At 68.8% G+C, this 14,584-nt stretch carries 14 protein-coding genes; 11 read left to right on the top strand and 3 right to left on the bottom strand.

The features are described from left to right. Window positions 1-4: 4 nt before the first annotated feature. Complete coding sequence (locus tag AB7I40_RS04220; RefSeq protein ID WP_428343794.1) at window positions 5-490, top strand: GNAT family N-acetyltransferase; 486 nt, start codon at window positions 5-7, stop codon at window positions 488-490. Here the strand turns inward: AB7I40_RS04220 and AB7I40_RS04215 are convergent. Then, complete coding sequence (locus tag AB7I40_RS04215; RefSeq protein ID WP_428343793.1) at window positions 457-1,464, bottom strand: TerC family protein; 1,008 nt, start codon at window positions 1,462-1,464, stop codon at window positions 457-459. The genes AB7I40_RS04220 and AB7I40_RS04215 overlap by 34 nt on opposite strands. A gap of 182 nt (window positions 1,465-1,646) precedes the next feature. Between AB7I40_RS04215 and AB7I40_RS04210 the strand changes: the two genes are divergently transcribed. Both AB7I40_RS04210 and AB7I40_RS04205 read left to right on the top strand, forming a co-directional pair. Then, window positions 1,647-2,219, top strand: coding sequence for a class I SAM-dependent methyltransferase (locus tag AB7I40_RS04210; RefSeq protein WP_428343792.1), 573 nt, complete (start codon window positions 1,647-1,649; stop codon window positions 2,217-2,219). 58 nt (window positions 2,220-2,277) lie between these two features. Continuing rightward, entirely contained in the window at window positions 2,278-2,844 is a 567-nt protein-coding gene (locus tag AB7I40_RS04205) for a hypothetical protein (protein WP_428343791.1), read from the top strand. On the opposite strand, the gene AB7I40_RS04200 is transcribed toward AB7I40_RS04205, so the two are convergent. Continuing rightward, on the bottom strand, window positions 2,845-3,960 hold the full coding sequence (locus AB7I40_RS04200; RefSeq protein WP_428343790.1) for a citrate synthase 2: 1,116 nt from the start codon (window positions 3,958-3,960) through the stop codon (window positions 2,845-2,847). 104 nt (window positions 3,961-4,064) lie between these two features. Between AB7I40_RS04200 and pdxH the strand changes: the two genes are divergently transcribed. From pdxH to AB7I40_RS04160, 8 genes are all read left to right on the top strand, one after another. Beyond that, window positions 4,065-4,718: a pyridoxamine 5'-phosphate oxidase gene (gene pdxH / locus AB7I40_RS04195; RefSeq protein WP_428343789.1), complete on the top strand. Its 654-nt coding sequence runs from the start codon at window positions 4,065-4,067 to the stop codon at window positions 4,716-4,718. 30 nt (window positions 4,719-4,748) lie between these two features. Next, window positions 4,749-5,186 (top strand): NUDIX hydrolase, encoded by a 438-nt coding sequence (locus tag AB7I40_RS04190; RefSeq protein ID WP_428343788.1) that lies wholly within the window; start codon window positions 4,749-4,751, stop codon window positions 5,184-5,186. Then, window positions 5,183-6,151, top strand: a complete 969-nt coding sequence (locus AB7I40_RS04185) for a cation diffusion facilitator family transporter (RefSeq protein ID WP_428343787.1) — start codon at window positions 5,183-5,185, stop codon at window positions 6,149-6,151. Before AB7I40_RS04190 ends, AB7I40_RS04185 begins: the two co-directional genes overlap by 4 nt. A 29-nt stretch (window positions 6,152-6,180) precedes the next feature. Beyond that, window positions 6,181-6,768, top strand: coding sequence for a TetR/AcrR family transcriptional regulator (locus AB7I40_RS04180; RefSeq protein ID WP_428343786.1), 588 nt, complete (start codon window positions 6,181-6,183; stop codon window positions 6,766-6,768). After that, a complete protein-coding gene (locus AB7I40_RS04175; protein ID WP_428343785.1) occupies window positions 6,762-8,495 on the top strand; it encodes an ABC transporter ATP-binding protein in 1,734 nt (577 codons plus the stop codon). The genes AB7I40_RS04180 and AB7I40_RS04175 overlap by 7 nt, the downstream gene beginning before the upstream one ends. Next, the gene (locus tag AB7I40_RS04170) at window positions 8,492-10,477 is read left to right on the top strand and encodes an ABC transporter ATP-binding protein (RefSeq protein WP_428343784.1); all 1,986 of its coding nucleotides are present in this window, start codon (window positions 8,492-8,494) and stop codon (window positions 10,475-10,477) included. The genes AB7I40_RS04175 and AB7I40_RS04170 overlap by 4 nt, the downstream gene beginning before the upstream one ends. 464 nt (window positions 10,478-10,941) lie before the next feature. Next, window positions 10,942-12,558 carry an MDR family MFS transporter gene (locus AB7I40_RS04165; protein WP_428343783.1) on the top strand — a complete coding sequence of 539 codons (1,617 nt, stop codon included), beginning with the start codon at window positions 10,942-10,944 and terminating at the stop codon, window positions 12,556-12,558. Continuing rightward, window positions 12,555-13,004: a MarR family winged helix-turn-helix transcriptional regulator gene (locus tag AB7I40_RS04160; RefSeq protein WP_428343782.1), complete on the top strand. Its 450-nt coding sequence runs from the start codon at window positions 12,555-12,557 to the stop codon at window positions 13,002-13,004. Before AB7I40_RS04165 ends, AB7I40_RS04160 begins: the two co-directional genes overlap by 4 nt. A 3-nt stretch (window positions 13,005-13,007) precedes the next feature. On the opposite strand, the gene AB7I40_RS04155 is transcribed toward AB7I40_RS04160, so the two are convergent. Beyond that, window positions 13,008-14,579, bottom strand: a complete 1,572-nt coding sequence (locus tag AB7I40_RS04155; protein ID WP_428343781.1) for a glycoside hydrolase family 13 protein — start codon at window positions 14,577-14,579, stop codon at window positions 13,008-13,010. Window positions 14,580-14,584 lie beyond the last annotated feature (5 nt).

Genomic DNA, 14,584 nt, shown 5'->3' with positions numbered 1-14,584 from the left:
TCCGGTGCGGATCGAACCTCTCCCCATCACCCATCCCGACGCGGCCAGGCTGGTCGAGGAGGTCCAGGAGGAGTACGTCGTGCGCTACGGCAGTCGCGACGCCACCCCGCTGGACGACGAGGAGTTCACGCCCGGACGGGGGCGGTTCCTCGTCGGCTACCTCGACCTCGAGCCGGTCTCGATCGGCGGCTGGCGCTGGCACGCCGACGTCGACGGCGCCGGACCGGGGCCGACCGCGGAGATCAAGCGGATGTACGTCGCCGCCGGGCACCGAGGTGCCGGCCACGCGCGGCGCATGCTGCGCCACCTGGAGCTCAGTGCGGCGGCGGACGGCGCGCGCGTCCTGATCCTGGAGACCGGGATCCGGCAGCCCGAGGCCATCGCGTTGTACGAGTCCTCGGGCTACCGGCCCGTGCCGGGGTTCGGCCACTACCGCAACGACGGGCTGTCGCGCTGCTACGCCAAGGTGCTCGGCTCGTCCTCGGACTGACCTCGGGTCGCCACCAGGCTGGTGACGGTGACGGTGACCAGGATCGCGACGATGACCGCGAGTGAGGCCAGGGTCGGGATCTCGGGGACCGACGGCCAGATCAGGTGGGCCCAGTGCAGCACGAGCTTGACCCCGATGAAGCCGAGGATCGCAGCCAGCCCGAAGCCGAGGTGGACCAGCTTGCTGAGGGCCGCCTCGAGCACGAAGTAGAGCGCCCGGAGGCCGAGCAGCGCGAACGCGTTGGTGGCGAAGACGAGGTAGGGGTCGCCGGTGATGCCGTAGACGGCCGGCACGGAGTCGATGGCGAAGACGATGTCGGTGGCGAAGACGGCCACCACGACGAGGGCGAACGGGGTGAGTGCCCGACGACCGGCCTGCTTCACCGTCATCCGCGGGCCGTCGTACTCGTCGGTGACGGGCATGAACCGCTTGATCAGACGTACGGCGCGGAGCTTGGAGATGTCCATCTCGTGGTCCTCACCGGAGATGGCGTCGCGCAGGACCTTGATGCCGGTGACCAGCAGGACGAGACCGAAGACCAGGAAGACCCAGTCGAAGCGGGCGAGAGCGGCCGCGCCGAGGGCGATGAAGATGCCGCGCAGCACCAGGGCGCCGATGATCCCGTAGAGCAGCACGCGTTGCTGGAGGGCCTTGGGCACCGCGAAGGCGCCCAGCAGCAGCATGAACACGAACAGGTTGTCGACGCTGAGCGACTTCTCGACCAGGTAGCCGGTGTAGTACTCCAGGCCCCGCTCGCCGCCGAACTGGGTCCAGATGTAGACGCCGAACGCGAGTGGCAGCGCGATGTAGAAGGCCGACCACGCGACGGCCTCCTTCATGGAGACCTCGTGCGGCTTGCGGGTGGCCAGGAAGTCGATCGCGAGCAGCACCACGACAGCGCCGATGGTGACGGCCCACAGAGTGGGCGTGCCGATCGAGTCGATCGCGCTGGTGGTGGCCAGTGGGGTGAGCATGGGTCTCCTCAGACTGCAGCGTCTGAAGTCTCCCTCGCACTGACCATTTCGACCAGGCGTCCACCCGGGGCACCTGTGGAGATGCCGTACTGACCGGAATGGAACTTGTGAGGTACTCCCCTCGGGGGTGAGTCTAACGGGTACGCCAAAGGCAACCAAGTCGAGCGCTAGGGTCGCCTTCGATGATTGAGATCTGGAACGCCGAAGCTGCCACCTACGACCAGGAGCCCGATCACGGGCTGGCCGACCCGGTCACCCGCCACGCGTGGCGTGACCTCCTGTGCGGCGTACTCCCGGCGCCGCCGGCACGGGTCGCGGACCTCGGCTGCGGAACCGGCACCCTGAGCCGGCTGCTCGTCGACCAGGGGTACGCCGTGACCGGGTTGGACTTCGCTCCCGAGATGCTGGTGCGCGCCGCGGCCAAGGTGCCCGAGGCCACGTTCGTGCTCGGTGACGCCGCTCGCCCGCCGCTCGAGCGGTCAGCGTACGACGTGGTGCTGAGCCGGCACGTGCTCTGGGCGATGCCCGATCCGGTCGCCGCGTTGTCGAACTGGCTGGGTCTCCTCCGGCCCGGTGGCAGTGCGGTGCTCGTGGAGGGCAACTGGTCCACCGGGGCCGGGCTGAGCGCCGAGCAGGCGCTGTCGATCGCGACTCACGCGGGCGCCGCAGGCGTGGTGACGCCGTTGCCGGAGGCCGTCTACTGGGGCAAGGAGATCACCGACGAGCGCTACCTGCTGATCGCGGCAAAGACCTGACATCGAGCGCGAGGCCCTCTAGCCTCGAACGCGTTGCCCGTCTCGGAAGGGAAATGTCGTGCTCGCTCGTCTCACCATCGCCGCCCTCGTCCTCAGTGTCGCTGCGCCGGTCACGTCCGCCGTCGCCGCCCCACGACCCATCGAGGACTACGCGCCCTACCAGCCGCAGACCCGGTGCGTAGCCGTGACCAAGCCTGGCACCAAGGTGCTCGGTCGCTGGATCGTCCACCACTTCGGTGGTGGCTTCGGGCCGACCAAACGAGCCTGCACCGGCAGCTCCACGTCCGAGCACAAGGAGGGTCGAGCCTTCGACTGGGTGCTCGATGCCCGGCGCCCGGCTGACCGCAAGCGCGCGCGCACCTTCCTGACCCGCGCCTTCGCTACCGATGGCCAGGGCAACGAGCATGCCCGGGCCCGCCGGATGGGCATCATGTACGTGATCTGGAACGACCACATGTACGCCGCCTACGACCGGTTCGAGCCCAAGCCCTACCTCAGCTCCAGCTGCCCGAGCCGGAAGAAGTGCTCGGCGACGCTGCGGCACCGCAACCACCTGCACATCTCGCTCACCCGCGGCGGCGGCAACGGCTACACGAGCTGGTACGACGGGCGGCTGCCCGACTGATCAGTTGCCCCACTCGGGGTTCCAGCCCTCGACGTCGCTGGCCGGGCGCGCCGACGGGCCGGCGTAGATGGCCGACGGGCGGATCAGGCGCCCGGTGCGTTTCTGCTCCAGGATGTGCGCGGACCAGCCGGCCGTGCGGGCGCAGGTGAACATCGAGGTGAACATCGGCGGCGGGACCTGTGCGAAGTCCAGGACGATCGCTGCCCAGAACTCCACGTTGGTCTCCAGGACCCGGTCCGGTCGGCGTTCGCGCAGCTCGGCGAGGGCGGCCTTCTCCAGGGACTCGGCCACCTCGTAGCGCGGAGCATCCAGCTCGCGCGCCGTGCGTCGCAGCACCCGGGCACGGGGGTCCTCGGCCCGGTAGACCCGGTGCCCGAAGCCCATCAACCGCTCGCCGTTGTCGAGCAGCTCCTTGACGTAGGACGCGGCGTCACCACGCTTCTCGACCTCCTCGATCATGCCGAGCACACGCGAGGGGGCGCCGCCGTGCAAGGGGCCGCTCATCGCGCCGATCGCACCGGAGAAGGCCGCTGCGACATCGGCGCCGGTCGAGGTGATCACGCGGGCCGTGAAGGTGGAGGCGTTCATGCCGTGCTCGGCCGCCGAGCTCCAGTAGGCGTCGATCGCCTTGACGTGCTTGGGGTCCGGCTCGCCCTTCCAGCGGATCATGAACCGCTCCGCGAGGGTGTGACCCTGGTCGACCTCCCGCTGCGGCACCACGGGCTTGTCCAGCCCCCGGGCCGCCTGCGCGGCGTAGGAGAGCACCATCACCGCGACCCGGCTGAGGTCCTCGCGCGCGGCCTCGTCGGTGATGTCGTAGGTCTGGCCCATCCCGAAGGCGGGGGCCAGCATCGCGACCGCGGCCTGGACGTCGACACGGATGTCACCGGTGTGCACCGGGATGTTGTAGGGCTCGGCCGGCGGCAGCCCCGGCTCGTAGGCCCCGTCGATGAGCAGCCCCCACACCTTCTCGAACGGCACCCGGCCGACGATGTCCTCGATGTCCACCCCGCGGTAGCGGAGCGCCGAGCCCTCCTTGTCAGGTTCGGCGATCTCGGTCTGGAAGGCGATGACGCCCTCAAGGCCTTCATGGACGACTACATCGGACGAACTCATGCTGACTCCTCGACAAGGGTGTGCGGGCTGGGCTTGGCACCCGGCCCGCCGTCGCATTCTGCCGCATGTCCCGGATGAGTGGGACGCCGAACTAGATTGTGGGCATGGACGCGATCACCGATTCCCGCAAGCTGGCCGACGCCCGAGAGGACTACACGCGCGGGGGACTGGTGGAGGCCGACCTGCTCGAGGACCCCTACGCGATGTTCTCGCGGTGGTACGACGACGCGGCGGCAGCGGGCATCTACGAACCCAACTCCATGGTCGTGGCCACCGCGTCTGCCGACGGTGCGCCTTCGGCCCGGTTCGTGCTGCTCAAGGGGATCTCGTCGGACGGTTTCGTCTTCTTCACCAACCTCGACTCCGCGAAGGGCCGTGACCTGGCCGAGAACCCGCGCTGCTCCCTGCTCTTCCCCTGGCACCCACTGGAGCGCCAGGTGCGGGTCGAGGGCGCGGTCAGCCTGCTGCCCCGCTCGGACGTGGATGCCTACTTCGCCTCCCGCCCCCGCCGCTCCCGGGTCGGTGCCTGGGCAAGTCGCCAGTCGCGTGTGGTCGCCTCGCGCGACGAGCTCGATGCGGCCGCGGCCGCGATCGAGGAACGCTTCCCCGACGAGGTGCCGGTGCCCGACTTCTGGGGCGGCTACCTGGTGGCTGCCTCGAAGCTCGAGTTCTGGCAGGGTCGACCGGGGCGCATGCACGACCGGCTGGTCTACGAGCGCACCGGTGAGGGCTGGTCGACGTACCGTCTGGCGCCGTAGCTGTCGGCCCTGCCCGCTAGGTTCGCCGTCATGGACTTCGACACCCGACTCGCGGCGTACGCCGTCATCGTGGACACCCACGACCGCGTGCTCCTGGTCCTGGGCAACGACACCGACCCGCCCCAGTGGGCCCTGCCCGGGGGAGGCATCGATCTCGCGGAGGACGTGCCTGACGGCCTGGTGCGCGAGCTGCGCGAGGAGACCGGCTACGACGTCCAGCCCGGGGTGCTCCTCGGCGTGGACACCGAGGTCGTGGCGGCGGCGGAGCGGCTGCATGACCGAAGCCGTCCGCTCAAGCACGTCAGGATCGTGCACGAGGCCAGCATCGTCGGCGGTGACCTCACCCATGAGGTGGACGGCAGCACCGACGAGGCGCGCTGGATCCCGTTGGGCCAGGTCGAGGCACTCCCGCGCCTCGGACACGTGGACCTGGCCCTGGACTGGTGGCGTGAATACTGGGGCACATGAGCGCGCCGGCACCGAAGGAGCAGGCCAGCGAGAGCCTGGTGACGGTCGTCGTGGCGCTCGTGGCCAACGCTCTCATCGCGGTGGCCAAGACGGTGGCCGCCGTCTTCACGGGGTCAGCCTCGATGGTGGCCGAGGCGGCGCACTCGTGGGCTGATGCCGGCAACGAGATCTTCCTGCTCATCGCCGAGCGGCAGGGCCGCCGGCCGCGTGACGAGTCACATCCGCGCGGCTACGGTCGCGACACCTACATCTGGTCGCTGTTCGCAGCGGTCGGGCTGTTCACCGCCGGGTCCGTGGTGTCGCTGTGGCACGGCGCCTCCCAACTGACCTCGACGAGTGCTCACGAGAACTATGTGGTCAACTACGTCGTCCTCGCGATCGCCTTCGTGCTGGAGGGGATCTCCTTCCGGCAGGCCGTGGGCCAGACGCGAGGTGAAGCCGCCACCTTCGGGCTGCGCCCGCTCTCCTTCATCAACCGCACGTCCAACCCGACCCTGCGCGCGGTGTTCCTGGAGGACTTCGTGGCCCTCATCGGGATCGCCTTCGCCACGATCGGCATCGGTCTGCACCAGCTCACCGGCAACGCGGTCTGGGATGCGCTCGGCTCCATCGCCATCGGGGTGCTGCTCGGGGCGGCGGCGATCTTCCTGATCAACCGCAACCGGCAGTTCCTGGTCGGCCAGACCGTGTCGCCGGAGCTGTGGGACCGAGCCTTGACGGCGTTGTTGGAACGCGAGGCGGTCGAGCGGGTGACCTACCTGCACCTGGAGTACGTCGGCGCCTCGCGCTGCTTCCTGGTCGCTGCCGTCGATCTGACCGGTGACGACGCCGAGCCGCTGCTCGCCGTCCGGCTGCGGAGGCTGGAGGCCGAGATCGAGGAGCGTGAGTTCGTCGAGGACGCGGTCCTCACGCTGTCCACCCCGGACGAGGCTGCTCTGGTCCCCGCGGTGCACAAGCATTTGTGAGTGAGTGCTCACTCATCTAAGATCGTCGGGTGCGTACCCGAGCGACCCCGATGCCTCCCGGCGAGCGCAAGCAGGCGATCGTCGAGGCCGCCCTGCCGCTGCTGCGCGAGCATGGGCGGGAGACGACGACGCGCCAGATCGCCGAGGCGGCCGGGATCGCCGAAGGCACGATCTTCCGGGTCTTCGCGACCAAGGACGACCTCTTCGCCGCCGCGCTGGCCCACGCCTTCGACCCTGCGGACTTCCTGGCCGAGCTGGAGTCGGTCGACGCGACCCTGCCGCTGCGGGAGCGACTCGTCGCCCTGACCGAGGCCATGCAGCAGCGCTTCGTCGGGATCTTCGACCTCATGACCGTGATGGCCATGCAGGGCCCGCCTCGTCATCACAAGGGCGAGGAGGCCGACGAGTGGCGTCGACGCTCCCACCTGCGCATGGTGCGTCTCATCGAGCCTGACGCGGCAGCCTTCAGGGTGCCGGTCGAGGACGTCGTCCGGGCGCTGCGCCTGCTCACCTTCTCCGGCAGCCACCCCCACATCTCCGAACAGCGCCTGATGACCCCCGACGAGATCGTCGACGTGGTCCTGCACGGCACCTGCACGAAGGACTCCTCATGTTGATCACGTTGCTCCGCGCCTCGCTGGCGCCGTACAAGGCCTGGCTCGCCGCCGTCGTCGCCCTCCAGTTCGTGGGCACCGCGGCGGTGCTTTACCTACCCAGCCTCAACGCCGACATCATCGACAACGGGGTGGCCCAGGGAGACACCGGCGAGATCATCCGGCTCGGTGCGATCATGCTCGCCATCTCCCTGGTCCAGATCGGGTGCTCGGTGGCTGCTGTGTGGTTCGGTGCCCGCACGGCGATGGCGTTCGGCCGCGACGTACGCCGAGACCTGTTCCACCGCGTCGGCTCCTTCTCCCAACGCGAGCTCCAGCAGTTCGGCGCGCCCAGCCTGATCACCCGCAACACCAACGACGTCCAGCAGGTGCAGATGCTGGTGCTGATGACCTGCACCATGATGATCGCGGCACCGATCATGATGATCGGCGGCATCGTCATGGCCATGCGTGAGGACCTGGGCCTGTCGTGGCTGCTGGCCGTGTTGGTCCCGGTGCTCTTCCTGGTCGTGGGGCTCATCGTGCGCCAGATGGTGCCCGGCTTCCGTCTGATGCAGACCCGGGTCGACGAGGTCAACCGGGTGCTGCGCGAGCAGATCACCGGCATCCGGGTCGTGCGGGCCTTCGTCCGTGAACCGCACGAGACCGCCCGCTTCGCGACTGCCAACGACGACCTCACCGTGGTCGCGACCAGGACCGGTCGCTGGCTGGCCACCATGTTCCCCGCGGTGATGCTGGTGGTGAACGTGGCCGGCATCGCGGTGCTCTGGTTCGGCGGCCACCGGGTCGACAGCGGCCAGATGCAGGTCGGGGCCCTCACGGCGTTCCTGTCCTACCTGATGCAGATCATGATGGCCGTGATGATGTCGACCTTCATGTTGATGATGATCCCGCGGTCGGCCGTCAGCGCCGATCGGATCATGGAGGTCCTCCAGACGGAGTCGTCGGTCCCCCCGCCGCTGGAGCCGGTGACCGAGCTCAGGAGCCACGGCACCCTGGAGCTCGACGAGGTCGACTACGCCTACCCCGGCGCCGAGGCCCCCGTGCTCCACCAGATCAGCTTCCAGGCCACCCCGGGACAGACGGTGGCGGTCATCGGTTCCACCGGCTCAGGAAAGTCCACCCTGGTCAACCTGGTGCCCCGGCTGTTCGACGCGACCAGCGGCGTGGTGAGGGTGGGCGGGGTCGATGTGCGCGCCCTGGACCCGGATGTCCTGTGGGGCAGCATCGGGCTGGTGCCTCAGCGGGCGTTCCTGTTCAGCGGGACGATCCGCAGCAACCTGGCCTACGGCAAGCCACACGCCAGCGAACAGGAGATGTGGGAGGCCCTCGAAGTGGCCCAGGCCAAGGACTTCGTGGCCACCCTCGCCGAAGGGCTCGACGCACCGGTCGCGCAGGGCGGGACCAACTTCTCGGGAGGTCAGCGCCAGCGCCTGGCCATCGCCCGGGCGCTGATCCGCAAGCCGGGGATCTACCTCTTCGACGACTCGTTCTCGGCGCTCGACCTGGCCACCGACTCGCGGCTGCGGGCAGCCTTGAAACCGGTCACCCGGGACTCGACGGTCGTGATCGTGGCGCAGCGAGTGTCCACCATCCGCGACGCCGACCTGATCCTGGTCCTGGAGGACGGCGTCGTTGTCGGGCGCGGCACGCATGACGATCTCCTGGCCGGCAATCCGACGTACCAGGAGATCGTGGCGTCCCAGCAGAGTGCGGAGGCCGCGGCATGAGCTCGACCAGCGGACAGCTCAAGCAGACCGAGCGCATCCAGAGCGGCCCCGGGCCCGGGCGAGGTCCGTTCGGCGGCGGCATGGTCGCGCAGAAGGCGATGAGCTTCGGGCCCTCGGCCAAGCGGCTCGTCGCCCGGATGGCGCCGGAGCGTTACAAAGCCATGGCCGTCGTGGCCCTCGCCATCGTCTCGGTCGTGCTGACGTCGTTCGGACCGAAGATCCTGGGGCACGCCACCAACCTCATCTTCGCCGGCTTCATCGGCTCCAACATCCCTGACGGGGTCTCCAAGGAGCAGGCCATCGCCGGGCTACGCGCCGACGGTGACGACTCCCGGGCCGACCTGCTGTCCAACATCGACTTCGTGCCGGGTCAGGGGGTGGACTTCGGGGCGCTCGGGTCGGTCCTGCTTCTGGTGCTGGCGGTCTACGTGGTGGCCTCGCTCCTGGCGTGGCTGCAGGGCTACCTGCTCAACGACGTCGTGCAGGGCACGGTGTTCCGGATGCGCTCAGAGGTCGAGGACAAGATCAACCGGCTGCCCCTGGGCTACTTCGACCGTCAGCCGCGTGGTGAGCTGCTCTCGCGGGTCACCAACGACATCGACAACATCAGCCAGTCCCTGCAGCAGACCATGAGCCAGTTGCTCACCTCACTGCTGACCGTGGTCGCGGTGCTGGGCATGATGATCTGGATCAGCCCCACGCTGGCGCTCGTCGCCCTCGTGTCGGTGCCGATCACCATGGTTGTGGCGAGCCAGGTGATGAAGCGGTCCCAGGGCCTGTTCGTCTCCCAGTGGCGCCGCACCGGCACGCTCAACGGCCACATCGAGGAGTCGTTCTCCGGCCACAGCCTGGTCAAGGTGTTCGGACGCCAGCGCGAGGTCGAGGAGGTCTTCGCGACGGAGAACGACGAGCTCTACCAGGCGTCCTTCGGTGCCCAGTTCGTGTCCGGGCTGATCATGCCGATCATGATGTTCATCGGGAACCTCAACTACGTCGTGATCGCCGTCCTCGGCGGGCTGCGCGTGGCCAGCGGCACGATGAGCCTCGGCGACGTCCAGGCCTTCATCCAGTACACCCGACAGTTCACCCAGCCGCTGACCCAGGTGGCGTCGATGGCCAACCTGCTCCAGTCGGGGGTCGCCTCCGCCGAGCGCGTCTTCGAGCTGCTCGACGCCGAGGAGGAGGTCGGCTCGGTGGTCACCGAGCGTGCTCCGGTGTCCATGACGAAACCTGCGCGGCGCGAGGGGCGGGTGGCGTTCGAGCATGTCGCCTTCAGCTACGAGCCCGACGTACCCCTGATCCAGGACCTGTCGCTGGTGGCCAGCCCTGGCCAGACCGTGGCGATCGTCGGACCGACCGGGGCGGGCAAGACCACCTTGGTCAACCTGGTCATGCGCTTCTACGAGCTCGATGGCGGGCGGATCACGCTCGACGGGACGGACATCTCGGCGATGCCCCGCTCGGAGCTGCGCGGCCAGATCGGCATGGTGCTGCAGGACACCTGGCTGTTCGAGGGCACCATTCGCGACAACATCGCGTATGGCGCGCCAGGGGCGAGCGAGGAGCAGATCATGGAGGCTGCCCGGGCGACCTTCGTGGACCGGTTCGTGCACTCGCTGCCCGAGGGCTACGACACGGTGATCGATGAGGAGGGCGGCAACATCAGTGCGGGGGAGCGGCAGCTGATCACGATCGCACGCGCCTTCCTCAGCGACCCCGCGCTGCTGATCCTCGATGAGGCGACGTCCTCGGTGGACACCCGCACCGAGTTGCTGTTGCAGCATGCGATGGCGGCACTGCGCACCGACCGGACGTCCTTCGTCATCGCTCACCGGCTCTCGACCATCCGCGACGCGGACCTGATCCTGGTCATGGAGTCCGGGGCCATCGTGGAGCAGGGCACCCACGACTCGCTGCTGGCTGCGGGAGGCGCCTACGCCCGCTTGTACAACGCGCAGTTCACCGCTGCCGCTGTCGCCTGACCCCGGCCGCCGTGCTGCGCGCAGTCACAGCGTGGTTGATCGCAGTCACCAGGTGACTGCGATCAACCACGATGACTCCGCCGCCTGGCAGCCGGGGTCGGCGGGGCACGACTCAACGGGAAATGCGAGCGACCCGCAGGCGGATGCGCGGTTTCCTCCTCGGGGAGGACCTGCGCACGCATCCGGCGGACTGACTCCGGATCGCCTGCGGGTCGGGTGACTGCCTGGAATTCGCTGAGCGGCTAACGAACGCTGCGCAGGGAACCTGTCGGCAGTGGAGCTGCTTAGCGGGCAGCCACCTCACGAGTCCACAACGAAATCATTGAACGGACCACCTCCTCTCACGTGTCCTTCGAGAGTACGACGCTTCCCGGTCGCGGGCAACGGAATATTCAGGCGAACCAAGAAGTTGCAACTAACAACTAATAAGTTCTACTCTCGTGGCACCACCTGATTGGAGTTCCGTGACCACCACCGTGCCCACACCTGGGCCCACCTCCCGAGCCGGCGTCGCCCAGACACCACCGAGCCTCGGGGCGCCGATGTCCCACCGCGAGATCCTCGAGGCCCTCTCGGGGCTGCTGCTCGCCCTCTTCGTCGCCATGCTGTCGAGCACCGTCGTGTCCAACGCGCTGCCCAGCATCGTCGCCGATCTCCACGGCAGCCAGACCGGCTACACCTGGGTGATCGTCGCCACCCTGCTGACCATGACCGCCACCACGCCCATCTGGGGCAAGCTCGCGGACCTCTTCAGCAAGAAGCTCCTGGTGCAGACGGCCCTCGCGATCTATGTCGTCGGCTCTCTCATCGCCGGCTTCGCCAGCTCGATGGGCGTGCTGATCGGCGCCCGAGCCATCCAGGGCCTCGGCGTCGGCGGCCTCACCGCCCTGGTCCAGGTCGTCATCGCCAGCATGGTGACACCGCGCGAGCGAGGCCGCTACTCCGGCTACCTCGGCGCGGTCTTCGCTCTGGCCACCGTCAGCGGACCGCTCATCGGCGGCCTGATCGTGGACACCCCGGGCCTCGGCTGGCGCTGGTGCTTCTTCGTGGGCATCCCTGTCGCCGTACTAGCCTTCGGGGTGCTCCAGAAGACCCTGCACCTCCCGGTGATCCGGCGTGAGGTGCACATCGACTACCTGGGCGCCACCCTGCTGATGAGTGGCGTCTCGATCCTGCTCATCTGGGTCTCGCTGGCCGGCAACGACTTCGCGTGGGTCTCACCCGTCAGTGCTGCACTGGTCGGGCTCGGGATCGTGCTCCTCGCCGCCACCGTGTACGTCGAGGGCTACGTGGCCCGCGAGCCGATCATCCCGCTGCGCCTCTTCAAGGACCGTACGACGAGCCTGGCGACCGCCGCGTCGATCATGATCGGGCTGTCGATGTTCGGCTCCACGGTCTACCTGAGCCAGTACTTCCAGCTCGCCCGCGGCATGAGCCCGACCCACGCCGGCCTGATGTCGATCGCCATGGTCGGCGGCCTGCTGGTCTCCAGCATCGTCACCGGGCGGATCATCTCCGACACCGGCCGATGGAAGAAGTTCCTGGTCAGCGGCATGGTGCTGGTGATCGTCGGCATGGTGCTGCTGAGCACCATCGACGCCCACACCAACCTGGCCGTCGTCGGGCTGTTCATGGCCGTGCTCGGACTGGGGCTGGGGGCCACGATGCAGAACCTGGTCCTGGCGGTGCAGAACAACGCGGCCCAGGCAGACATGGGGTCAGCCAGTGCCCTGGTCGCCTTCTTCCGATCGATGGGTGGCGCCCTCGGTGTGTCCGCGCTCGGTGCGGTGCTGAGCCACCAGGTCGCAGCGAAGGTGTCGAGCGGCCTGGCCGCCCTCGGGGTGCCGGTCGACAGCCAGAGCAGCCACTCGATCCCCGATCTCAGCACGCTGCCGGGCCCGGTCCGCGCGGTCTTCGAGGAAGCCTTCGGGGTCGCCACCGGCCACGTGTTCCTGGTGGTGACACCCTTCGCCCTGGTCGCCCTGGTCTGCGTCCTGCTGATCAAGGAGGTGCCGTTGCGCACCACCCTGCTCAGTGACCAGGAGCTGGCCGAGGCCGCGACGCAGGGGCAGGTCCGGTGAACACCTCCGTCAGTCACAAGGTCGAGACCCTGCAGGCCCTCGAGCAGGAGATGGGCGTCATGGTCCGGCGCATCCGGCGGGTCATCGTCGAGCGCGCCCGGGCCGTCGACCCCGAGCTCCAGATCGCCGGCTTCCTCGTGTTGAGCTACCTCGGGGACGCCGGGCCGGCCCGCTCCGCCGACGTCGTGGACTCCCTGGGGATCGACAAGGGCGCGATCAGTCGCCACGTCCAGCACCTGGTCGACCTCGGCCTCATCGGTCGCGAGCCCGACCCCGAGGACGGACGGGCGAGCCTGCTGCAGGTCACGACGCACGGGCGGGACCGGCTGGCCGTGATGGCCGAGCAGCGGCGCAGCAACCTCGAAGAGAAGCTGGCCGACTGGGACGACGACGAGCTCGAGGCGTTCGTCGCCGCCCTGTCGCGCTACAACCGCAGCCTGGACTGAGCCTCAGCGCAGCCAGGTGGCCGTGTCGGGTGCTCCTGGGATGTCGCCGCTGCACAGCAGCACCTCACCGGCCGGCACGGTGACCGGGGTGGAGCCGCAGTTGACATGGCACACCAGGTCGCCGCGGCTGAAGACCAGGACATCGTCGTCGCTCGAGATGATCGTGACCTCGTCACCGGCCCGCAAGGCGGCTTCGCGGCGTACGGCGAGCGCGCGTCGATAGAACGACAGGGTCGAGCTCGGGTCGGCTGCCTGCGCCTCCACGGTGAGCTCGTCCCAGTGCGGCGGCTGTGGAAGCCACGGCTGGCCGCTGCCGGGGCCGAACCCGAAGGGAGGCACCTGGCCGCTCCACGGGATCGGCACCCGGCAGCCGTCGCGGCCCTCGACGCCTGTGGTCAGGGCACTGGGATCCTGCCAGAACTCCTGCGGAACCTCGACCTGCTCCAGGCCGAGCTCCTCGCCCTGGTAGAGGTACGCCGAGCCGGGCAGGGCGAGCATCGCCATGGTCGCGGCGCGGGCGCGCGCGACCCCGACCGGCCCGCCGCCGTAGCGAGTGGCGTGCCGTACGACGTCGTGGTTGCTGAGCACCCAGGTCGGGGTGGCCCCGACGATCGCCACGTGGGACAGCGTGTCGGTGATGACCTCGGCGAACGACTCCGCCGACCAGGGCGCCAGCAGCCAGTTGAAGTTGAAGGTCTGCTGCAGCTCGTCGGGTCGGATGAAGCGGGCCATGGAGGCGGCGGTGGAGGTCCAGGCCTCGGCGACGGCCATCCGGTCACCCGGGTAGGACTCCAGGATCTTGTGCCAGCGACGGTAGACGTCGTGCACCTCGGGTTGGTCCCACATCGGCTCGTCGGCCTGCTGGCGCTCGACCATCGCCGAGTCGGCGCTGTGCTCGGGCACCTCGGTGATGACCTGGTCGCGCAGCGTGGCCTCCTTGAACAGGCCGTGCGCCACGTCGATCCGGAACCCGTCGACGCCACGGTCGAGCCAGAAGCGCAGGACGTCCTCGAACATGTCGCCGACCTCGGGGTTGCGCCAGTCGAAGTCGGGCTGGGTCCGGTCGAAGAGGTGCAGGTACCACTGTCCGTCCGGCACCCGGGTCCACGCCGGGCCGCCGAAGATGGACTGCCAGTTGTTGGGAGGCAGCTCTCCGTCGGTCCCACGGCCGTCGCGGAAGAGGTAGCGGGCGCGCTCGGCGCTGCCTGGTGCTGCCTCAAGGGCGGCTTGGAACCAGACGTGCTCGTCGGAGCTGTGGTTGGGCACGATGTCCACGATGACTCTGATGCCCAGGTCGTGGGCGGCACCCAGCATGGTGTCGAAGTCGTCCAGGGTGCCGAATCGCGGATCCACGTCGAGGTAGTCGGCCACGTCGTAGCCGTGGTCGTGCTGCGGCGAGGTGTAGAACGGCGTGAGCCAGATCGCGTCGACGCCCAGCTCCGCCAGGTGGGGAAGCCGCGCGGTGATGCCGGCCATGTCGCCCAGGCCCTGGCCGTCGCCGTCGGCGAAGGAGCGGATGTAGATCTGGTAGACGACCGCTTGGCGCCACCACTTTGGATCGTTAAAATTCGACATGGCGT

The organism is Nocardioides sp., assembly GCF_050246775.1.
Taxonomy (GTDB): Bacteria; Actinomycetota; Actinomycetes; order Propionibacteriales; family Nocardioidaceae; genus Nocardioides.
Note: the sequence above shows the minus strand (reverse complement) of the source record. Positions and strands in the feature narration are given on the sequence as shown.